The sequence below is a fragment of the Arthrobacter sp. PvP103 genome (assembly GCF_017833075.1).
Lineage (GTDB): Bacteria > Actinomycetota > Actinomycetes > Actinomycetales > Micrococcaceae > Arthrobacter.
The window spans coordinates 2,605,826-2,626,864 of record NZ_JAFIBQ010000001.1 but is presented as its reverse complement, the minus strand read 5'-3'; the positions used below and the strand labels follow the sequence as shown (position 1 = coordinate 2,626,864).

20 protein-coding genes are annotated in these 21,039 nt (G+C 66.2%); 7 read left to right on the top strand and 13 right to left on the bottom strand.

What is annotated here, in order from left to right:
- The first annotated feature begins 21 nt into the window (after positions 1-21).
- The gene (locus tag JOE41_RS12115) at positions 22-1,284 is read left to right on the top strand and encodes an N-acetylglucosamine-6-phosphate deacetylase (protein WP_209752477.1); all 1,263 of its coding nucleotides are present in this window, start codon (positions 22-24) and stop codon (positions 1,282-1,284) included.
- A gap of 2 nt (positions 1,285-1,286) precedes the next feature.
- Here the strand turns inward: JOE41_RS12115 and JOE41_RS12110 are convergent, their stop codons facing one another.
- The 3 genes from JOE41_RS12110 to JOE41_RS12100 form a co-directional block, all read right to left on the bottom strand.
- Entirely contained in the window at positions 1,287-2,075 is a 789-nt protein-coding gene (locus JOE41_RS12110) for a glucosamine-6-phosphate deaminase (RefSeq protein WP_209752476.1), read from the bottom strand.
- 75 nt (positions 2,076-2,150) lie between these two features.
- Positions 2,151-2,876: a FadR/GntR family transcriptional regulator gene (locus JOE41_RS12105; protein WP_209752475.1), complete on the bottom strand. Its 726-nt coding sequence runs from the start codon at positions 2,874-2,876 to the stop codon at positions 2,151-2,153.
- Between the two features lie 167 nt (positions 2,877-3,043).
- Positions 3,044-3,724 (bottom strand): hypothetical protein, encoded by a 681-nt coding sequence (locus JOE41_RS12100; RefSeq protein ID WP_209752474.1) that lies wholly within the window; start codon positions 3,722-3,724, stop codon positions 3,044-3,046.
- Positions 3,725-3,978: 254 nt separating this feature from the next.
- Between JOE41_RS12100 and JOE41_RS12095 the strand changes: the two genes are divergently transcribed.
- The 3 genes from JOE41_RS12095 to JOE41_RS12085 all read left to right on the top strand — a co-directional run bounded on the left by JOE41_RS12095 (position 3,979) and on the right by JOE41_RS12085 (position 5,865).
- Complete coding sequence (locus JOE41_RS12095; protein WP_245200703.1) at positions 3,979-4,797, top strand: A/G-specific adenine glycosylase; 819 nt, start codon at positions 3,979-3,981, stop codon at positions 4,795-4,797.
- Positions 4,798-4,863: 66 nt separating this feature from the next.
- Positions 4,864-5,298: a DUF3592 domain-containing protein gene (locus tag JOE41_RS12090; protein WP_011690047.1), complete on the top strand. Its 435-nt coding sequence runs from the start codon at positions 4,864-4,866 to the stop codon at positions 5,296-5,298.
- Between the two features lie 69 nt (positions 5,299-5,367).
- Complete coding sequence (locus JOE41_RS12085) at positions 5,368-5,865, top strand: hypothetical protein (RefSeq protein ID WP_209752473.1); 498 nt, start codon at positions 5,368-5,370, stop codon at positions 5,863-5,865.
- Between the two features lie 45 nt (positions 5,866-5,910).
- Here the strand turns inward: JOE41_RS12085 and dhaM are convergent, their stop codons facing one another.
- The 9 genes from dhaM to lysS form a co-directional block, all read right to left on the bottom strand.
- Positions 5,911-6,585 carry a dihydroxyacetone kinase phosphoryl donor subunit DhaM gene (gene dhaM / locus JOE41_RS12080; protein ID WP_011690045.1) on the bottom strand — a complete coding sequence of 225 codons (675 nt, stop codon included), beginning with the start codon at positions 6,583-6,585 and terminating at the stop codon, positions 5,911-5,913.
- Complete coding sequence (dhaL, locus tag JOE41_RS12075) at positions 6,582-7,214, bottom strand: dihydroxyacetone kinase subunit DhaL (RefSeq protein ID WP_209741658.1); 633 nt, start codon at positions 7,212-7,214, stop codon at positions 6,582-6,584. The genes dhaM and dhaL overlap by 4 nt, the downstream gene beginning before the upstream one ends.
- Before the next feature lie 2 nt (positions 7,215-7,216).
- Positions 7,217-8,218 (bottom strand): dihydroxyacetone kinase subunit DhaK, encoded by a 1,002-nt coding sequence (gene dhaK, locus JOE41_RS12070; protein ID WP_011690043.1) that lies wholly within the window; start codon positions 8,216-8,218, stop codon positions 7,217-7,219.
- Between the two features lie 462 nt (positions 8,219-8,680).
- A complete protein-coding gene (locus tag JOE41_RS12065) occupies positions 8,681-9,190 on the bottom strand; it encodes an amino-acid N-acetyltransferase (protein WP_011690041.1) in 510 nt (169 codons plus the stop codon).
- 26 nt (positions 9,191-9,216) lie between these two features.
- Positions 9,217-11,346: a prolyl oligopeptidase family serine peptidase gene (locus tag JOE41_RS12060; RefSeq protein ID WP_209752472.1), complete on the bottom strand. Its 2,130-nt coding sequence runs from the start codon at positions 11,344-11,346 to the stop codon at positions 9,217-9,219.
- A 219-nt stretch (positions 11,347-11,565) separates the two neighbouring features.
- Positions 11,566-14,058 (bottom strand): ATP-dependent Clp protease ATP-binding subunit, encoded by a 2,493-nt coding sequence (locus JOE41_RS12055; protein ID WP_011690039.1) that lies wholly within the window; start codon positions 14,056-14,058, stop codon positions 11,566-11,568.
- 369 nt (positions 14,059-14,427) lie between these two features.
- Positions 14,428-14,754, bottom strand: a complete 327-nt coding sequence (locus JOE41_RS12050) for an Lsr2 family protein (RefSeq protein ID WP_011690038.1) — start codon at positions 14,752-14,754, stop codon at positions 14,428-14,430.
- Positions 14,755-14,890: 136 nt separating this feature from the next.
- Entirely contained in the window at positions 14,891-15,103 is a 213-nt protein-coding gene (locus JOE41_RS12045) for a hypothetical protein (RefSeq protein WP_011690037.1), read from the bottom strand.
- A gap of 2 nt (positions 15,104-15,105) precedes the next feature.
- The gene (gene lysS, locus JOE41_RS12040; protein ID WP_209752471.1) at positions 15,106-16,638 is read right to left on the bottom strand and encodes a lysine--tRNA ligase; all 1,533 of its coding nucleotides are present in this window, start codon (positions 16,636-16,638) and stop codon (positions 15,106-15,108) included.
- 100 nt (positions 16,639-16,738) lie between these two features.
- Here lysS and JOE41_RS12035 point away from each other — a divergent pair, with 100 nt between their 5' ends.
- The 3 genes from JOE41_RS12035 to JOE41_RS12025 all read left to right on the top strand — a co-directional run bounded on the left by JOE41_RS12035 (position 16,739) and on the right by JOE41_RS12025 (position 19,429).
- Positions 16,739-17,650: an alpha/beta fold hydrolase gene (locus tag JOE41_RS12035; protein WP_209752470.1), complete on the top strand. Its 912-nt coding sequence runs from the start codon at positions 16,739-16,741 to the stop codon at positions 17,648-17,650.
- Positions 17,651-17,676: 26 nt separating this feature from the next.
- Positions 17,677-18,531, top strand: coding sequence for an alpha/beta fold hydrolase (locus tag JOE41_RS12030; RefSeq protein WP_011690034.1), 855 nt, complete (start codon positions 17,677-17,679; stop codon positions 18,529-18,531).
- 61 nt (positions 18,532-18,592) lie between these two features.
- Positions 18,593-19,429: an alpha/beta fold hydrolase gene (locus tag JOE41_RS12025; protein WP_209752469.1), complete on the top strand. Its 837-nt coding sequence runs from the start codon at positions 18,593-18,595 to the stop codon at positions 19,427-19,429.
- 37 nt (positions 19,430-19,466) lie between these two features.
- Here JOE41_RS12025 and JOE41_RS12020 read toward each other — a convergent pair whose 3' ends face one another.
- Positions 19,467-20,951: a DHA2 family efflux MFS transporter permease subunit gene (locus JOE41_RS12020; protein WP_209752468.1), complete on the bottom strand. Its 1,485-nt coding sequence runs from the start codon at positions 20,949-20,951 to the stop codon at positions 19,467-19,469.
- Between the last annotated feature and the right edge of the window lie 88 nt (positions 20,952-21,039).

Genomic DNA, 21,039 nt, shown 5'->3' with positions numbered 1-21,039 from the left:
CCTGCACTGAAAGCAGCACTCTTGACCCCGGCAGACCTGTTCCCTTCAACTTCCCGGCATCCGGCCGAAGGCCGGACCTTCGTCTTGGCCGGTACGGTGCTCTCCGACGGGCGCGCCCTGCCGGACCACGTAGTGGCCGTCGTTGGCGACAGAATTGCGTTCGCCGGACCGCAGGACTGCTTTGACGCCGCGGACTACCCCCGGGCAGTGGAGCTGGAGCTGCCTGCCGGGGGCTTCATTCTCCCAGGGCTGGTGGACCTGCACTGCCACGGGGCGGCGGGCGGAGACTTCCCCGGCGGCAACGGGGACGCGTGCCGCACGGCAGTGGACTTCCTGCACCGACACGGCACCACCACGCTTCTGGCCAGTCTTGTCACGGCCTCCCGTGACGACCTGCTCACAGGGATCAGGTCCCTTCGGGTGCTCGCCGGTGAGGGCCTCATCGCCGGCATCCATTCGGAGGGGCCGTTCCTGTCCGCTGCCCGGTGCGGTGCCCAGAATCCCGGATGGCTTCGGCACCCCGACCTTGCCCTGGCGGCCGAAATGCTGGCGGCAGCCGGCGGTACGTTGAAGAGCATGACCTATGCCCCGGAACTGCCCGGTGCCCGGGATTTGGTGAGCCTGCTTGCTCAGCATGGCGTCACACCGTCACTGGGCCACACCGATGCGGACCCAGGCACCGCGGCTTCCTCCCTCGAGCACGCTGCGGAATCCCTGGCGGCTGCTCCCGGCTCCTGGGCCGGTACGCGGCCCACCGTGACGCATCTTTTCAACGGCATGCCGCCGCTCCACCACCGGAATCCGGGACCGGTGTCGGCATGCCTGCGGCTGGCGCGCGCCGGAACCGCCGCCGTCGAACTCATCGCCGACGGAGTCCACCTGTCGCCTGAGACAGTGCGCATGGTGTTCGAACTTGTGGGAGCGGAAAACGTTGTGCTGGTCACCGACTCGATGGCCGCAACCGGCCTCCCGGACGGGGACTACGCTCTGGGGCCGGCGGCCGTTTCGGTCCGCGACGCCGTCGCCACCCTGCAAAGCAATGGCGCGCTTGCCGGCGGCACAGCGACCATGCTTGATGTGGTGCGCCGGACCGTCGCCGCCGGGGTGTCGGCCGCCAACGCCGCCGCTTCCGCGAGCTGCGTGCCGGCCAGAATCCTGGGAATGGACAATGAAGTCGGGAGCGTTCGGCCCGGCATGCGTGCCGACCTCCTCGCTGTGGACGCGCAATTCAGTCTGCTCACGGTGCTGCGGGCCGGGACCCTCCTCGGTTCCGCCGCAAGCTGACCCTAGCGGCCGGGGCCGGTTCCAGCGGCGCCGGCCCCGACAGCCACCGGAGCTGCGGTCCCTGGCGTCGTTGCGCGTCCCATCAGGGCAGCCGCACCTTCGTCCCCAATCACCGTCACGTGCGGATGGCGCTGCAGGACGGACGCCGGGCAGTCCGCCGATACCGGTCCGGTAAGGGCCCGGTGCAGTATTTCCGCCTTATCCGCACCGTGCACCACCAGCAGGAGCTGCCGTGCCTCAAGGATGGTGCCGAGGCCCTGGGTGATGCATCGCTCCGGCACGTCCCGCGGCGAGTCGAAGTAGCGCGCATTCGCTTGCCGGGTTCGTTCTGCAAGGACTTCTACCCGGGTGCGTGAATCGAGCGCGGACCCGGGCTCGTTGAAGGCCAGGTGGCCGTTGTGGCCGATGCCCAGCAGCTGGATGTCGATCCCGCCGCAGGCCGCGATGGCCGCTTCGTAGTCGCGGGCAGCCCGTTCGGGATCGGCTGCGCTTCCGTCCGGGACGAACACGTTGGCCGGGTTGAGCCCGAGCCTCCCGGTGACTTCGCGTCGCACAACCTCGGCATAGCTTTCAGGGTGGCCAGCAGGCAGGCCGACGTATTCATCCAAGGCAAAACACCGGATGCGCGACATCTCCAGCCCGTATCCGGCGAGGGACCGGTAGACCGGCAAAGGGGATCCTCCCGTGGCCACTCCCAGCACGGCGTCAGGATTGCTTCGGATCACGGCGGCCAGGAATCCCGCGCCAACTGCTCCGGCGGCCGCGGCGTCCTGAACTGTGAAGAATTCCATGCTTATGAGGCTCTTTCCTTGTTGGGTCCGGCCTGTGAGGCAGGTTTGTTGTGGTTGTGGTGCCGGTTGGCAGGCCTAACGGGCTGCGACTATCCTGAGTTTTCCGCGGATGCCGTCGAAGTGGCGCTGCAGGCGTTCGGAGGCCAGCGCCTTGTCGCCCGCCGCCACGGCCTGGTAGATGTCGGCGTGGTCCCGCACCTGTTTGCCCAAGTCCACAGGTCCGGGGCCCAGCTCCAGGTGAATTTGACGGTAAACCTTCCAAAAGACGTCCATCAGGTTCATCAGGAGGTCGTTGCGGAGCGGAGCGAATAGCCGGCGGTGGAATTCGGCGTCGTGGATAAACAAGGGTTCCCCCCTGGCCGCCGCGTCCTCCATTGCAGCCAGGGCGCTGCGGAGATCGTCCCGCTGCCCAGCGGTCATCAGGTCCATGGCCGAACCGATCAGGCCGGATTCCAGTGCCTGGCGCACGTCCACCAGCTCCATGGCTTCATCGCCCCGGTGGCGCAGGGAGAGCCGCCCCCGGAAGGCAAGGCCGTCCGCCAGGGCGTGGAAGTTATTGGGCGCCACGAACGTGCCGAAGCCGTGGCGGATCTCGATGACGCCGAGCGCCTGCAGCACCTTCAGCGACTCCCGGATGGTATTGCGTCCGACACCCAGGATCGCGGACAGCTCGCCTTCAGTCGGGAGCGCATCGCCAACATCGAGCCCCTGCTCCAGGATCAGCTCCATGATCCGCGTCTGCAGGGCGTGCGATCGAAGCTGCGCACTGAAGCGGGCGGATGACACTTCTTGCGGGGCCATTGTCACGGCTGTCTCCTCGGAGTCCGACCTGCCGCAGAGGCAGGACTAACTTCATTCTACTGGAGATGGGACGTCCCTTGTCCTATTTTGTGACAAAAGTTTGCATCCTCCCTGATGACCGGAGTGCGTCATCAGGGCGGGCAGGGGTGCGGACTGACAGGTAATGCCTAGAGCAGTTGGAAGACGGCCTTGGAGCTGGACTTGGTACCCAGCCGCGCGACGAACATGTAATAGGCTCCGCCGGCGCCGGGCTTCGCGGCCACAGCGCCGCAGCCGGGAACGCTGCGGTTGCGCTGCCACGGGAAGTTGGCGGTCTCGCTTTGGCCCGGCGCGATGGTCTTTACGAGGTCCCCGCTCTCAACCTGGCAGTCAACCGAGGAGAAGATGCGGTCGGAGCCGCTGGTGACGGTGTACTCCATCTGGGACGTGCCCAGGTTCACCTCACACGCCGCTTTCCCGCCGTTGGTGACTTTCAAGCTGAGCAGGGGGGTTTCACCCGCCGCGTAGGCAGCCTTATCGGTGGAAGCAGAGACCGTGACCAGGGCCTGGTCACACGTGGGCGTCGCCGGCGTACTGGGCGTGGGTGACGCGGAGGGCGTGGCCTCAGGCTTGGCGCCCTGCCCGTCCGATCCGTTCCGGTCAGTGGAAGAGGCCTGCTCGGAGGACCGCATGGCCCCGGATACGGCTGCGAAGCCCCCCAGCGCCACCGAGGCGACGAGAAGCAGCACCAGGCCAACGAACAGCCTGCGACGGCGGTAGACAGCCTTCAGCGGGGGCCGTCCAGCCTGCCGGCCGGGGGTGCCCTTCGGTTTCGAACCGTTCTTTCCTGAAGTGCCTTGCCTGACCATCCTTCTAGGCTAGAGAACGCCGGGCGCATTGGGGCACCACCACGCCGGGAGGCGGACCGCGGGCCAGTATCCACTACAGTATTTGCATCGAAGCCTTAGCCGTACCCACTGCCCTGCCCCCGGCGAGTCGCCCCGCATTACCGCCGCTTGCCGCCCTCCATGACGCCCTTGACGACTGGTTCGGAACCACAGCCAGGGATCTGCCGTGGCGCGACCCCGAGTGCTCCCCGTGGGGTGTCCTGGTCAGCGAGATTATGCTCCAGCAGACGCCCGTTGTCAGGGTCCTGCCCGTCTGGGAAGACTGGCTCCGCCGCTGGCCGTCGCCGGCGCACCTGGCGACCGAGGCCTCCGGCGAGGCAGTCCGGCACTGGGGCAGGCTTGGCTATCCCCGGCGGGCCCTGCGCCTGCATGCAGCCGCCGCCGCCATCGTGGAGAAGCACGACGGCGGCGTGCCGGGAACGTACGACGAACTGCTGGAACTCCCCGGGGTGGGCAGCTACACGGCGGCCGCCGTCGCCGCCTTCGCCTTTGGCCGCCGCGAAACCGTGGTGGACACCAACATCCGCCGCGTCCACGCGCGGCTCTTTTCCGGCACCGCGCTGCCCTCGCAGTCACTGACAGCGGCCGAAATGCGACTGGCCGCCGAACTGCTGCCGGCCGACGTCGGACTCTCCGTCCGCTGGAACGCGGCGGTCATGGAGCTGGGGGCACTGGTCTGCACGGCGAGGGCGCCGAAGTGCGGTGAATGCCCGGTGCGGGGGGCGTGCGCGTGGCTGGCGGCCGGCGAGCCGGCGCCGTCGTACACCCCGAAGGGCCAGTCCTGGCACGGCACCGACCGGCAGGTACGGGGAGCCGTGATGGCCGTCCTCCGGCTGGCGGACGGACCGGTGGCTCCGGACATGTTCCATCAGCCCGCTGCGGACCTTGGCTTCGAAGCCGAAGGCATCGGTGTTCCGCTGGCAGCGCTGCACCGGCTGAACTCCGCACCCGAGCAGCTGGAGCGCGCCCTGGCCGGACTGGTCAGCGACGGCCTGGCGGAACTGCACCCGGCCGGCCTGACGCTGCCCGCCTGAAGGCCGTCCGGAATGTGAAGCGACGCAGGCAGTGGCATACTGCTTGCTGACGCGAAAGGGAGAACCGTGAAAACCGTGCTGTACATCGTCTGGGCCTTGTTCGTCGTCGCGGCCGCTGTGTCGATCACCGTGGCCGTGCGTAAGGGCAAACGCCTGGAGAAGCTCGCCGAACAGTGGCCCAGGGTCCAGGCCACCGTGACCGGCAGCAATGCCGGATGGTCCAGCGCCGTTGGCTCCTCCGGATCGCGCCACCGCCTCTACCGCCCCACCTACCGCTTCGCCGACCCGCACGGAACCCTGTACTTCGGGGAGTCGGACGTCCCGTTCCGCACCGAGCCGGTGCCTGGTTCAACCGTGGACGTGGCCTACAACCCGGCGGATCCGAACCAGTCCATCCACCAGGCATCCAAGGAGAAGGCCGGCATGGGCTGCATGATCGCCTTCTTTGCCGTCTTCGCGGTGGCCTCTTTCCTGTTCATCGGCATCTTTCCGGTCAGCTAGCGCCCGGCGTTCCCGCTCATCCGCCCGGCAGCATCTGGCGGCGCAGCCCGGACGGATCTACGCTGAAGCATGCGCAGCTTGGGCGTATTTTTGGTAGCTGTCACGACGTCGCTGATCCCGTCCGCGTGCCTGCCCGAGGCAGTGCCGTGCCCGGCAATTGCGCAGGCGCCGGTGGTGGCGCTGACGGTGGCGGCCAGTTATGCATCCACGGCCAAAGCCATCCACCTGAAGGCCTGCCAGGACGGCACGTGCCGGGAAGCCGACCTTGAGCTGATGCCCGGCAGCACCGCCGTGGACCAGGGCTGCGAACCCTCGTCGGGCCCGGACGGCACGTGTTCAGCAACGTCCTCGCCTGACGGCACGCTCACGGGGATGCTGATGATGGACATCCTGACCGAATCGCGCATTGACGCAACGGCCACCGGCACCTCCACGGCGGGGGCTCCGTTGCCTGAGCGGACGCTGAGCTTCATGCCCAGGGCGGAGTACCCGTACGGAGAGCAGTGCGGAAAGTTCATCACAGCAAGCTTGGTGCTGGATGCAGAAGGCCTCCGGCAGGCCGAGTGACGGCGGGGTCCGCGCAGCGCAATGCTCCGGCCGACGGAGCGGTCCTCAGGGCTCCCCGAACCCCGCTTCCACCAGGCCGCCGACGTACTTTACGGCCCTGGCTGCGTCCGGACCCCAGGCCTCGACGTGGAGGATGGATCCTTTGCCCGCGCCCAGGGTCATCAGGCCGGTCATGGAAGCGCCGTCCATACCGTTGACCGTCACCTCCGCATCCAAACCGGCCAGTCCGCCGGCGATCTTCGCTGCCGGCCGGGCATGCATGCCGGCCTGGTTGACCAGTTCGAAATCGCCCGTGGCTTCGGGGGGTCCCAGCGTCTCCGCCTCGGACGGCGCCTCCGGCGCCGGTGCGCGGCGGACCGCCTCGGCAGCCTGCTTCACTCCCGTGGCGTCCGCCCCCGACTGCGCCGCAACCGCTGCCGCCACCAACCCCTCGACCAGGGGAGCATCGGCCAGCAGGACAGTGTCAGGATCCGGCAGGAACTCCACCGCCGATTCTGCCGTCATCACGGCGGACCCGAGGTCCGTGAGCACCACGATGCCGTCTTGGCCGGCCGCCTGTTCCAGGGCGGCCATGACCTTTTCGAGGCTGGTGCCGATCCGGCCGTCGTCGGTACCGCCGGCCGGAAGGATCACGACGTCGGGCGCCATTTGTGCGGCCAGCTCCGCCGCGCCGTCGGCGATCTTTTCGCTATGGGACACCACCACGAGGCTGACCGTCATCCGGCCGCACCGGCCGCGGCGCGCAAGATGAGTGCGGTGGAAACTGCGCCGGGGTCCCGGTGGCCGGCGCTGCGTTCGCCCAGATAGCTGGCCCGTCCTTTGCGGGCGATGAGCGGATCAGTGGCAACGGCACCCGCCTCGGCGGCTTCCGCGGCCGCCAGAAGGACCTTGAGGACATCCCCGTCCCCCGCAGCGGCCTGCGCTGCCGCGGCGTCGACGGCGGGCGTCCAGGCGTCCACCATCGTTTTATCGCCGGATTCGGCCTTCCCCCGGGCCACAACGCCGTCGCGGGCGGCCTGGATGGCAGCAGCGAGCGCGGCGGGATCGATGTCCTCCGTATCGCCCAACGAGGTGGAGGCACGCAGGAAAGCCGTGCCGTAGAGGGGCCCGGCCGCTCCGCCCACTTTGGACATCAGTGCCATGGCCGTGAGTTTCAAGGCAGCTCCCGGGGTGGCGGGCGGCGCTTCGGCGAGTTTCTCCATCACCGCCTTGAAGCCGCGGTCCATGTTTTCGCCATGGTCGGAATCCCCGATGGCGCGGTCCAGCTCAATCAGTTCCACCCGGTGGTCCGCCATCGCCTGCGCGGAAAGGGTCAGCCACCTTACGGCCCAGTCAACGTCCAGCCCCACGGTCAGATGCCCCAGCGCAGCGCGGCAGTGTGGACCGGGGCGTCCCAGAGGCTGGTCAGTTCGTCGTCGAGCCGAAGAACAGTGATGGAGCAGCCCTGCATCTCCAGTGAGGTGATGTAGTTGCCCACCAGGGAGCGCTCCACCGTGACGCCTTTCTCCGCGAGAACCTGCGCTGCACGGCGGTACACGATGTAGAGCTCGCTTTGCGGCGTCCCGCCCATGCCGTTCACGAACAGGAGCACTTTCTCGCCGGAGGCAATGCCCAGGTCGGACAGGATGGGCTCCAGGAGGCGGTCGGTGATGCCGTCGGCGTTTTCCATGGGGATCCGGTGCCGTCCGGGCTCGCCGTGGATCCCGATGCCGATTTCGATTTCGTTCTCTTCCAGGTCAAAGCTGGGCACCCCTGCGTGCGGGACCGTGCAGGCGGACAGCGCGACGCCCATGCTGCGGACGTTTTGGTTGACCCGGTCCCCAATGGCGGCGACGGCATCCAGGTCATCCCCACGTTCCGCTGCCGCACCGGCGATCTTCTCCACCAGGACAGTTCCGCCTACGCCGCGCCGGCCCGCCGTGTACAGCGAGTCCTCCACGGCGACGTCGTCGTTGACCAGTACGGTGCGGACCTGCACGCCTTCGGCTTCCGCCATTTCGGCGGCCGTTTCGAAATTCAGGACGTCGCCGGTGTAGTTCTTGACGATGTGGACGACGCCGGCACCCGAGTTTACGGCGAGGGTCGCAGGAATGATCTGATCAGGGGTGGGCGAGGTGAAGACGGCACCCGGCACAGCGGCGTCGAGCATTCCCAGCCCGACGAAGCCGCCGTGAAGCGGTTCATGGCCGCTGCCGCCGCCGCTGACAAGGCCCACTTTCCCGGCCACGGGGGCGTCCTTGCGGGTAATGAACTTCGGCTCGGCGCTGACGGTCACAATGTCCGCATGCGCAAGGCCGAAGCCTTCCACGGACTCGTCTACTACAGCGCGGGGATCGTTGATCAGCTTCTTCATTGGAGTGCTCCCTGGAGTGACCTGGCGGCTTTGTCTTGACCCTACTACCGCGGCCGGAGCAACGGTAGCGCCCTGTCGAATCGTGCAGCCACGTCGGGATTAAGGGCAAAAGAAAGGGACAGCCCCCAATTGACTGTCCCTTTCCTTTCCTGTCTTGTATCCCCCGGCCGGGCTCAGCGGTTTCCCCAGGAGCCCGGGAGAAGATCCGGCCACGCCGCGGCGCCGATATGGAATGCTGACGCTTCACAGGGCCGGCCCAGAGGATCACTACGGGTCGGATCCGCAGGAAGATCCATTTGGAACGCCGAAAAATCCGGAAAAAATGGCGTATTCGCGCATTTCTGTCCTTTGAAGTGGTTTCGGAATTCGGGTACTACCAAGCAGCCGTGATTAATTTTATACATCGATTCGATATATGGGAAGGGCTAGAAGTGAGACTTAATCCGCACGGCGGGGGAAGGCCTAGAGGAACCTGATCATGCGCGTATTGCCCAAGGTGTTGGGCTTGACCCGGGCGAGGTCCAGGAACTCCGCCACGCCTTCGTCATGCGAGCGCAGCAACTCGGAATAGACCACCGGGTCCACCGCCGTCTGGTCCGCCATGACGTCGAAGCCGTGCTTCTTGAAAAAGTCCACTTCGAAGGTCAGGCAAAACACGCGCGAGACGCCCAGCGCCCTGGCTTCCTCCAGGAGGCTTTCCACCAGGACGTGCCCTACACCCTTGCCGCGCCAGGCATCGGAGGCAGCCAGGGTTCGCACCTCCGCCAGGTCCTCCCACATGACGTGCAGGGCGCCGCAGCCGATCACCTCGCCGTCGGCCGACTCCGCGATCCTGAACTCCTGCAGGCTTTCGTAGTAAGCCACCGTCTCCTTGGCCATGAGGATCCTCTTGTCCGCCAGCGGAGCCACGAGGCGCTTGATGGCAGCTACATCGCTGGTGCGGGCAGGGCGGATGCGGAAGGTCTCAGTCACAGCCCCATCTTACGAGCCGGAGATGGCTAGAGCCCCAGTTCAGCGGGCAAAGGCGCGTCCTGGTCAAGCACGTTCCTCGCCAGGAAGTGCTCGACGACCCCGTACCAGACCTTGGCGTGCTGCGGCTGCAGGATCCAGTGGTTCTCGTCCGGGTAGTAGAGGAAGCGATGCGGCGTCCGGCCGTTGTCGTCGGCCGCCAGCTGCGACTTGGACAGCAGTTCGTACCAGAGCCTGAGCCCCTCGCCGATGGGCACGCGGTAGTCCTTGTCACCGTGGATCACCAGCATGGGGGTGCTGATCTTCTCGACGTGCAGGTGGGGCGAATTCGCCAGGGCCATCTCGGCCGTCATTTCCTTCAGCCAGTACTGCGACGCGTCGGTGGTGGGGCCGAACTGGTCCAGGGCCCACAGGCTGGCATGGGTGACGATCGCGTTGAAGCGGTCCGTCTGCCCCGCCACCCAGTTGGCCATGTAGCCCCCGAAGGAACCGCCCATGGCAGCCGTCCGCGACGCATCAATGTCCGGCCGTTCCACCACGGCGTCCGTGATCGTCATGAGGTCCGTAAATGGCGCCTTGCCCCACTCGCCCCAGCCCCGCTGAATGTAGGACTGGCCGTAGCCGGTGGAGAGGGCGGGATCCGGCAGGAGGACGGCATAGCCCCTGGCCACCAGGAGCCACGGGTTCCAGCGCCACGTCCATGCGTTCCACGAGCCGAGGGGTCCGCCGTGGATCCAGAGCAGCAGCGGCGCCTGGTTCTGCGCGGAGGCACCCTCCGGCAGGGCAAGGTAGGCGGGAATCCGGGCGCCATCAGCGGCAGTCGCCTCTATTCGCTCCAGTGATCCCTGGATACGGGGGCGCTCGGCGGGAGCCTGGAGCCTGGTGACCTGTCCGCTCGCCAGGTCGATCCGTACCGCCTCGGGCGGAAATTCGTACGAGCTCCGCAGCGCATAGGCGCTCAATCCGTCCGGTGAAACCACGACGTCGGCATAAGCCGCCGCGTCGAGCGTCACGCGGGTGACTTGGTCCTCGCCGGCCCCGGCCCCGGCCGCGGCGGGAGTGATCCTGAAAACGGGGGAGGCGCCGTCGTCGTCGGCCGTTACCAGGAGGGCAGAGCCGTCCGGCAACCAGGCAGCTTTGATGGCCCAGCGGTCCCACTCATGGGCCAGCGGCCTGAGGTTGTCCTCCGGCTCACCCGGCGCACTGACGTCCAGCAGGTGGAGCTTGACCCGCGGAGCCTGGCGGGGAGTGGTGTCGGATTCACTCAGCACAACGAGCGTGCGGCTGTCGGGGCTCACCGGCCCCGCGAAGTAGCTCATGCCTTCCCGGTCCAGCAGGATCTTGTGCGTTGCGGTGGCCACGTCGATGGCCACCAGGACGGAACGTGAGTCCGCTTTGGCGAGGGGCTTATCGAAGCTGGTGTAGATCGTTCTGCCGTCGGGGCTGACCACGGAATCCGCATTGCGCAGCATGCCTGCCGCCTCCGGCGTGAGGTTCCGGAGCTTCAGCGGTGCGGCCGCGTCAACCGTCGCCGGCTTGCCGGGATCCTTGTCCTCACGCGGCTCAACGGCGAAGATACGCGGCTGGTCCGGCCCCAGGTCCGCATCCCAGTACCGCACCGGGTAGCCGCTGTGAAGGATCGCGGACACCTTGTTGTCCTTGCGGCTCTTCCGCCGCGCCTCGTCCGCTTCCTCGTCGGCGGAACCCGCCAGCACGGACGCCGTGACGAATGTGGCGCCCGAGTCCTTTGCAGTGATCACCTGGCTGATCCCGCCTGCGCGCGAAAGGACCACGCGGGCTTCGCCGCCATCCGCCGGCAGTTGCCAGAGGGCGCTGACGGGGTCGTCATCAGGGCTATCGGGATCGGGGCGGGCCGACGTGAAGTAGAGGTCCCCCGTGGAGGCGAAAGCCGCGCCGGCCTCGCCTTTGGCGCTCCGGGTGATGCGGCGGGCATGCTTCTCCCCCGCGGGGTCCAGCTCCCACAAGGCAGTGACATACTCGGTACCCTTGCCGTTCAGCGTGGAGACGGTGGTCACCAGGCGCTGTCCGTCCGGGCTCAGCGCCAGTCCACTCACTCGGGGTATGGCGAGGTAGTGGTCGATGTCGTGGAAAGGGGTCGCCGGTTGTTCGCTCAGGATCGCTGAGTCCTCAGAAGCCATGAAGAGATTCAACACCGGACGTGCGCCGGATCACAGTAAGTTCACTACTAGTGAAACACTGCTCTCACAACCTGCCCGCGCCGAACTGGAAGGCGCGGGGCGCAAGTCGGGACGAATGTCTCGGCCGGCCGCGCCGGGCTCAGCCACGGGAACGGAAGCAGGACAACGCGAAAGGCCCGCCGGCTCCTTGCGGAGCTGGCGGGCCTTGGCGGTAATGCTCTAGACGCTCGGGGCGATTTCGGGGATGCGCGGCTTGGCGTTTCCTTCGAAAGTGAACTTGGCGTCGTCACCTTCGCCGTCCACATCCACCACTACGATGTCGCCCGCGTGGATCTCTCCGAAGAGGATCTTCTCGGACAGCTGGTCCTCGATCTCGCGCTGGATCGTGCGGCGCAGCGGCCGTGCACCCATGGCGGGATCGTAGCCGCGGGTGGCCAGGAGGACCTTGGCGGCCTTCGTGAGCTCGATACCCATGTCTTTGTCCTTGAGGCGCTTCTCCAAGCGGCTCACGAACAGGTCCACGATCTCGATGATCTCGTCCTGGGTAAGCTGCGGGAACACCACAACGTCGTCAACACGGTTCAGGAACTCGGGGCGGAAGTGCTGCTTGAGCTCTTCAGTGACCCGGGCGCGCATCCGGTTGTAGCCGGTCTGCGTGTCCGTGCCGGACTGGAAGCCGGTGGCAACGCTCTTGGAGATGTCCCGGGTGCCGAGGTTGGTGGTCATGATGATCACGGTGTTCTTGAAGTCCACCACGCGGCCCTGGGAGTCGGTCAGGCGGCCGTCTTCCAGAATCTGCAGCAATGAGTTGAAGAGGTCCGCGTGGGCCTTTTCCACTTCGTCGAACAGCACCACGGAGAACGGACGGCGGCGGACCTTTTCGGTCAGCTGACCGCCTTCCTCGTAGCCAACGTAGCCCGGAGGCGCACCGAAGAGGCGCGACACCGTGTGCTTCTCGGAGTATTCGGACATGTCCAGGGTGATGAGGGCATCCTCTTCACCGAAGAGGAACTCCGCGAGGGCCTTGGCGAGCTCGGTCTTGCCGACGCCGGTGGGGCCGGCGAAGATGAACGAGCCGCCCGGACGCTTGGGGTCCTTGAGGCCTGCACGGGTGCGCCGGATGGCCTGGGACAGGGCCTTGATGGCCTCGTTCTGGCCGACGACGCGCTTGTGCAGTTCGTCTTCCATCTTCAGCAGGCGCGAGGACTCTTCCTCGGTCAGCTTGAAGACCGGAATGCCGGTGGAGTTGGCCAGCACCTCGGCGATGAGATCCTCATCCACCTCGGAGATGTCGTCCATGCCGCCGGTCTTCCAGTGGCGTTCCTTCTCGGCCCGCTCGGCAATGAGCTTCTGCTCCTTGTCGCGCAGGGAGGCGGCGCCTTCGAAGTCCTGCGCATCAATCGCGGACTCCTTCTCCATCTTGAGTTCGGCGATGCGCTCATCCATGGCCTTCAGCTCCGGCGGAGCGGTCATCCGGCGGATACGCAGGCGTGCACCGGCTTCATCGATGAGGTCAATCGCCTTATCCGGCAGGAACCGGTCCGAGATGTAGCGTTCGGACAGGTTGGCTGCGGAGGCGAGGGCACCGTCGGTGATGGTCACCCGGTGGTGGGCCTCGTAGCGGTCACGCAGGCCCTTGAGGATCTCGATCGCGTGAGCCACGGAGGGTTCCTTGACCTGGATCGGCTGGAAGCGGCGCTCGAGCGCTGCGTCCTTTTCGATGTGCTTGCGGTATTCGTCCAGCGTGGTGGCACCGATGGTCTGAAGCTCGCCGCGCGCCAGCATGGGCTTCAGGATGGATGCGGCATCGATGGCGCCTTCGGCGGCACCCGCACCCACCAGGGTGTGGATTTCGTCGATGAACAGGATGATGTCGCCGCGGGTGCGGATCTCCTTGAGGACCTTCTTCAGTCGCTCTTCGAAGTCACCGCGGTACCGGGAGCCTGCGACCAAAGACCCAAGGTCCAGCGTGTAGAGCTGCTTGTCCTTGATGGTCTCCGGGACGTCCCCGCGGACAATCGCCTGGGCGAGTCCTTCGACGACGGCTGTCTTGCCGACGCCGGGCTCGCCGATGAGGACAGGGTTGTTCTTGGTGCGCCGGGAAAGGACCTGCATAACGCGTTCCATTTCCTGTTCGCGTCCGATGACCGGGTCCAGCTTGTTCTCGCGCGCAGCCTGGGTCAGGTTGCGGCCGAACTGGTCCAGGACCACGGAGCCGGCGGGAGTTCCCTCCGGCTGACCGGCACCGACGCCTGCGCCGGTGGTCTCCTTGCCCTGGTAACCCGAGAGCAGCTGGATCACCTGCTGGCGGACGCGGTTGAGGTCCGCTCCGAGCTTCACGAGCACCTGGGCGGCCACGCCTTCACCCTCGCGGATGAGCCCCAGCAGGATGTGCTCCGTGCCGATGTAGTTATGGCCCAGCTGCAGGGCTTCGCGGAGCGAGAGCTCCAGCACCTTCTTGGCGCGCGGGGTGAAAGGGATATGGCCGGACGGGGCCTGCTGGCCCTGGCCAATGATCTCCTGCACCTGCTCGCGCACGCCGTCGAGCGAAATGCTCAAGGACTCCAGAGCTTTGGCGGCAACGCCCTCACCCTCGTGGATCAGACCCAAGAGGATGTGTTCGGTACCGATGTAATTGTGGTTCAGCATGCGTGCCTCTTCTTGGGCAAGCACAACTACGCGACGGGCACGGTCCGTAAATCGCTCAAACATTTCGCCACACTCCTAGCTACGACGTACTTTGATGCTACGTGGCTGACCCGGACTTGTGGAGCGTGTTCGCCACAGGGGAAACCCGGGTCGGGCTCCGGGGGTTGACGCCTCCTGCCGGCGGGGGTTCCGGACCACCCGCTCCCGGTGCGTATTGGCTGTGTTGCGGGCCGGGAATCCGGCCGCCGGCGGGGCCCAATTGCGCCGCACCGGCCCGGTACTTGTCTCCGGCCAGTTTCCCGCCGCAATAACCCCGGAATAATCGCCGCCGCTTTACCCTGGCCGCCCGGCACTGCCGGGCAGGGTATTCAAATGGCAATGCCCCCGCCGATTGGCAGGGGCATTGCTTTACCACGCAAAACTGCGGCAGTGCTAGGAATTTGCCTTCTGGTAGGCTTCCTGAATTTCAGCCTGGATGCGGCCGCGGCTGTTAACCGCATAGCCATTCTCCCTGGCCCACTGACGAATCTGTGCAGAGTCCTGATTACGGCCGCCGGAGACCTTGGTGCGGGTGGCGCGGCCGGTGGACGTCTTACGTGCGCTTGAAACAAACCGCTCCACGGAGGAGCGGAGTTCTGCAGCATTGGCGGCTGACAGGTCAATTTCGTAGCTGACGCCGTCAAGGCCAAATCGGACAGTTTCGTCCGCGGTTCCCCCATCCAGATCATCGACAAGGATGATTTTTACTTTCTGTGCCATATAAATTCTCTCTTTTGGAAAGGACGGGTATGCAGAAAAGCAGGATGTATCTGTAAAAAGTATCCCTCGGTTTATGGCAACGCGTCAAAGCGGCAAAAGGTTCCTGTGAATGGTGGGCAGGAATATGCAGGAAGTATTAGTTTGTTCCGTCGCCGTTGCCGGCATTCGTTCCGGTATTTGGCGCGCCATTCGGTCCGGGCTTGGATTCGGCCGCACTGGCGTCAGCCTCGGCCTGGGCCCGCGCTTCAGCCTGGCGCTCCGATTTGTCCGCATTAAAGATTGACTTCATGGCAAACCAGAACAGCAAACCGACCACGAGGGAGGGCAGGAGGACTGCGACGTACTCCACGGTCAGTGCCCTTCGGGCTTCAGGAGCGGGAAAAGGATGGTCTCGCGGATGCCGGCCCCGGTGAACAGCATCACCAAGCGGTCAATGCCCAGCCCGATGCCGCCCATGGGCGGGGCGCCGTACTCCAGCGCCCGGAGGAAATCCTCATCCAGCTGCATGGCCTCGACGTCTCCGGCCGCTGCATGCATTGACTGTTCCGTGAGGCGTTCCCGCTGGATTACGGGGTCGATCAGCTCGGAGAAGGCCGTGCCACGTTCCATGCCGCCGATGATCAAGTCCCAGGCCTCGATCAGGCGGTCGTCGTTGCGGTGCTGGCGCGCGAGCGGCTGCGCGGAGGGCGGGTAGTCGTAGACGAACGTGGGGTTCAGCAGCGTGGGTTCCACGATTTCGCCGAACAATTCAACGGCCAGCTTCTCGGCATCCCACTTCGGATCCACCTTGACGTCGTGCTTGGCCGCCACGGCCCGCAGTTCCTCCACGGTGGTGCCCGGCGTGATTTCCTGGCCCACGGCGTCGGACAGTCCGGGGTAGACGGCCAGCCAGGTCCATTCGCCGTCGAGGTTGATCTCCCCGGCTTCGGTCTGGATGGTGCGGCCCACACCGGCGGCGTCAGCGGCGTCGAGGATGATCTCCTTGATACGGTCCGCCATGACGAACTGGTCGGCCCAGGCTTCGTAGCATTCCAGCGTGGTGAATTCCGGGCTGTGCGTGGAGTCCACGCCCTCGTTGCGGAACACCCGGCCCATGTCGTACACGCGGTCGATGCCGCCCACCACTGCCCGCTTGAGGTACAGCTCGGTGGCAATGCGCAGGGTCATCTTCTGGTCGAAGGCGTTCATGTGGGTTTCGAACGGCCGGGCCAGGGCGCCGCCGTGGACCAGTTGGAGCATCGGGGTTTCCACCTCGACGTAGTTGCGGCGGTGCAGGCTTTCCCGGATGGAACGGGTGATCGCGGCACGGGTGTAGACCATCTCGCGCGCTTCATCACGGACCATCAGGTCCACGTAGCGCTGGCGGACGCGGGTTTCCTCGTTCAAGCCGGCGTGCAGAACAGGCAGCGGGCGCAGCGCCTTCGACGCCATGGCCCAGGAGTCGGCCATAACGGACAGTTCGCCGCGGCGGGAGGAGATGACCTCACCCTTGATGAAGACGTGGTCGCCCAGGTCCACCAGGGACTTCCATTCGGCCAGGGACTCTTCGCCCACGTTGGCAAGGCTCAGCATGGCCTGCAGGCGTGTGCCCTTGCCGTCCGTGCCGCCTTCCTGGAGCGTGGCGAAGCAGAGCTTGCCGGTGTTCCGGATGAACACGATGCGGCCTGTGACGCCCACAATGTCTCCGGTGGTCTCGTCGGCCTCAAGGTGCGCGTACTTCTCCCGGATCTCACTCAGGGAATGCGTGCGTTCAACACCCACCGGATAGGCCTCGACGCCGCGCTCAATCAGCTTGGCGCGCTTCTCCATGCGAATGCGCATCTGCTCGCTGGCGTCCGCCGGTTCGGCAGCATTAATCGGGGTGGGGGTGTTTTGGGAAGTCACAATCCCTAAGTTTACCGGGAGTTCCCCGGCTTGTTTTCCGGCCGCCCGCGATCCGGCTCACCCGGAAGGACGCTGCGTGGAGGGGAATAGACTCGGGGCTGTGGAAACTCGGACGATTAGCACGGACGACGGCGACGGCCACCTTGAGCTGCACTCTTTCGGTAGCGGCGGAAACAGCGCCGGGCAGCCCGGCATCGTCGTCATTCACGGAACGCTGGTAACTGACGCGCTATACCGCCCGTTCGCGATGAAGATCGCGCGCCTGCTGGGGCGGCCGGTTCATACCTATAACCGCCGCGGCCGCGGCGGTTCCTCGGGCCAGCCTGAAGACTATTCGGTGGCCACGGAGGTCAGCGACCTCCGTGACGTCATGCGGGCAACCGGCTCCACGGACGTGGTGGCCCACAGCTATGGCGGCTTCGTGGCCCTGCAGGCGGCCCGGACCGAACCGATCCGACGGCTCGTGACGTACGACGCCGCGGTTTCCCTGTCCGGCAGCCTGAGCCGGCGGTGGCGGCCGGAACTTGAACACTCGATGGCGGCCGGACAGCTTGACCACGCCTGGGCGCACCTGGTGCAGGGCCTGGAAACAGCCGGGCCGATCTCCAAACTCCCGCTGGGTGCCTTACGCATGCTGAGCATCCTGTCCGCCCGGACCCGCCTTGGCGCCGAAATGCGGCAGCTGCTGCCCACCGCGGTGGTGGAAATGCGGGCCGTGTTGGACGCCGACGCCGAGCTGGCGGACTTCGCCGACGTCACCACACCGACCCTGATGCTCAGCGGAGGCTGGAGCCCGCCGTACTTCGCCGAGACCGGCCGCCTGCTCGCCGAGGCAGTCCCGTCGATCGAGTTCGCACTCGTGCCCGGGCAGCTGCACGAGGGCCCGCTACGCCCCGGGCATCGCCTGGCCCTCACCACCGCGCGCTTCCTGGCCAACGACGCCGGCCTCCGGCTCCAGCGGATCCGCGCCGCCGGGTACCCGCTGGGCAACCGTTTTAGGATGGGCCCGTGAAGGAAATCCGCGAACGTGGGGGAACAGTGAAGCAGCAGCTCATCACCACGCACGACGGCGGGCGGCTGGCTTTGTACAGTTACGGAACCGTGGATGCCCCCGGCGAGCGCCGGGTTGTGGTGATCGGCGGAGCCTTCCTCACGGCACTGATCTACCGGCCGTTTTCCGAGGCACTGTCCAAGGGCCTCGGCGACGGCTGGGCGGTGGACGTCTACGACCGGCGCGGCCGCGGAGAGTCCACGCCGCAGCCGGCGGACTACTCCATGGCCACCGAGATCGCCGATGTCAGGACCATCATGGACGCCACCGGCGCCCGCAACCTTTTCGGGCACAGCCTGGGGGGCTCCGTGGCGCTCAATGCGGTGCAGGAGTTCGTCGGCACCGCACACCAGCCGGACAGGCTTGCGGTCTATGACGCTGCAGTAAACATCGACGGCAGCGTGGATACGTCCTGGCTGGACAGTTTCGAACGCTCAGTCAACGAGGGCAACGTCCCGCACGCCCTGGCCAAGCTCAAGAAAGGCATGCAGCCCGGCACTGCCATGGCCAGGATTCCGGAGCCGGTCCTCGCCGGGCTGATGGCGCTGGTGTCGCGGACCAAGGTGAACCGGCTCTTCAAAGAGGTCATGCCCAGCGGCGTGGGCGAGCTCAAGGCGGTGTTCGACGAAGCCGACCACGTCCGGGATTTCTCCGTCCTCCCGCCGAACACCAGGTTCATGGTCGGCTCCAAAAGTCCCAGGTACTACAAGGTGACAGCCGAACTGCTGCACCGGGCCGTTCCCGGGAGCGTCCTCCAGGTGTCACCCAAATGCGTCCACGCCTCCATACCCGCGGCCGTGAAGGAACTGGTCGCGGACATCTCCGCCTACTACAAGGGCTGATGCACGTGCTTGCCGGCCCCTCCTGCTGTGCGGTTCCTGCCGCCCCGGGTAGGCTCGGAACATGACGCGCGAGAACATCAAAACACCCGACGGCGGAACGCTGGAGCTGTACACCACGGGAGCGGAGCTGGCTTCGGCGGGCTCGGGCGTCGTCGTCGTTCAGGCCTCAATGGTCACCGCCGCGGACTATACGCGCTTTGCCCAGAAGCTGAGTGCGTCGCTGGGCCGCCCGGTGCACACGTTCAACCGTCGCGGGCGGGGCGAATCGTCGGCGCAGCCGAACGACTACACGCTGGACGTTGACATCCGGGACCTGGACACAGTGATGAGGCACACGTCCAGCACGGATGTCTTCGGCCACAGCTTCGGAGGCGCCGTGGCGCTCCACGCCGCACGGACGCTCCCGGTGGAACGGCTGGCAGTCTACGATCCCGCCGTCTCCGTGAACCACAGCGTCAAGGCCGACTGGATCGCCGAGTACGAACGCGCCACCGCGGCCGGCGACGACGACCGTGCCCTCGCCGTGCTGCTCCGGGGACTTGAGACGGGCGGGGCCTTGTCCTCGCGGATGCCGCTCTCCATGCTGACCCTGGCCAACAAGCTGACCGCCGGAACACCGGTGGGCAAGCAGCAGCGCGAACTGATGAAGACCGGCGTCCGGGAGATCAAGGCGATCATCGCGGCGGACATGCCTGCCGAGCCGTTCCTGGCATTGCCGCTCGAGACGCTCATTATTGTGGGCGAGAAGAGCCCGGCCTACTTCGGGATCGCGTGCGGCCAGATCCACGATGTCCTGTCCGGTTCGAGCTACACCATCCTGCCGGGAGCCGGCCACGACGGCGTCAACCGTGCGCCGGACAAGCTGATCACCGAACTCAGCGAGTTCTTCGCCGGCTGACCGCCGTTTCACCGCGCACAGCGCCCAAAGCCGGGAGCTAGTGCGCTGCAGGGGCCGTATGCTCCGCGCCGGCGGTCTTGCGCATCATGGCGGAAAGACCGACGGCGGCCACGGCTATGATCGCGGCCGTCAGGAACGCCGCGTGCATGCCGGCGACGATGCCTGATCCCGCGGACACTACGGCGTAGATCGAGACCAGGAGCGCGGTTCCGGCAGCACCGGCCACCTGCTGCAGCGTGCTCATGATGGCCGATCCGTGCGAGTACAGGTGCGGCGGCAGCGGGTTGAGTCCGGTGGTGAACGCCGGAGTGAACAGGAGCGCCAGGCCAAGGCTGAGGACCACGTGCAGCGTCACGATCCACCAGACGGCCGTTTCCGCATTCAGCATGGAGAACTGCCAGAGGGACAGCACCATCATGACCGAGCCGGTGACGGTCAGCGGAAGCGGGCCCACCTTGTCGAAGACACGGCCGATGAACGGGCCCAGCAGGCCCATTGCCAGGCCTCCGGGCAGGAGCGCCAGGCCGGTCTCCAGGGATTTCAGGCCGCGGATTTCCTGCAGGTACAGCGGGAGCAGGATCACGGCGCCGAACAGGGCGATCATGGCCACCACCAGGAGCAGCACGGACACGGTGAACATCCGGAAGTTGAACGCGCGGAGGTCCAGCAGGGGTCCTTCGGACTTCTGCAGCTTCAGCTGGCGGAAGACGAACGCCGCCATGGCCACCAGGCCGATTGCCAGCGCAGCCACGGCAGGGGCGCCGGGACCGCTTTGTCCGCCGTGGCCTCCGCCGATCTGGCTGAGTCCGTAGACCAGTCCGCCGAAGGCGGGAACAGTCAACAGCACGGACAGGATGTCCAGCCGGGTCTTCTCGGATTCGCCGATGTTGGTGAGGTAGCGGGCCCCGATGGCGAAGGCGGCCAGGGCGATGGGCAGGACGAACACGAACATAAAGCGCCACGTGAAGTGCTCGAGGATCAGCCCGGACACTGTGGGGCCCATGGCCGGGGCCACCGAAATGGCGATGCTCACGTTGCCCATGACGGCGCCGCGGCGCTCGATCGGGACCAGGGTCAGGATGGTGGTCATCAGGAGCGGGAGCATGATGGCCGTGCCGCCGGCCTGGACGATGCGGGCCAGCAGGAGGACTTCGAAGCCCGGAGCCAGCGCGGCGAGGAGCGTGCCGCCCGAGAACAGTCCCATGGCCAGCATGAAGACGGCCCTGGTGGACAACCGTTGCAGGATAAATCCGGTGGTGGGGATGACCACGGCCATGGTGAGCATAAAACCCGTGGACAGCCACTGCACCGTGGGGGCGTCGACGCCAAGGTCCACCATGAGCCGCTGGAGGGCGACGTTCATGATGGTTTCGTTGAGGATCACTACGAAGGTGGCAACGAGCAGGGTGACGATGATGGTGACCGACTCGCGGGACATCTTCACCGGGGCCGCCGTCGACGCCTCCACAGCGGCGGGGGGCACGGGGTCGCCGTGGGCGTTGGAAGAGACGTCTGTAGACATGGGGATCCCCTTAGGGAGATGTGAAGTGGTTTCCGGCGAGCATCGTCGCTGCAGATTCCAACAGTCTATCCCCCGGGGTAATTCCCGT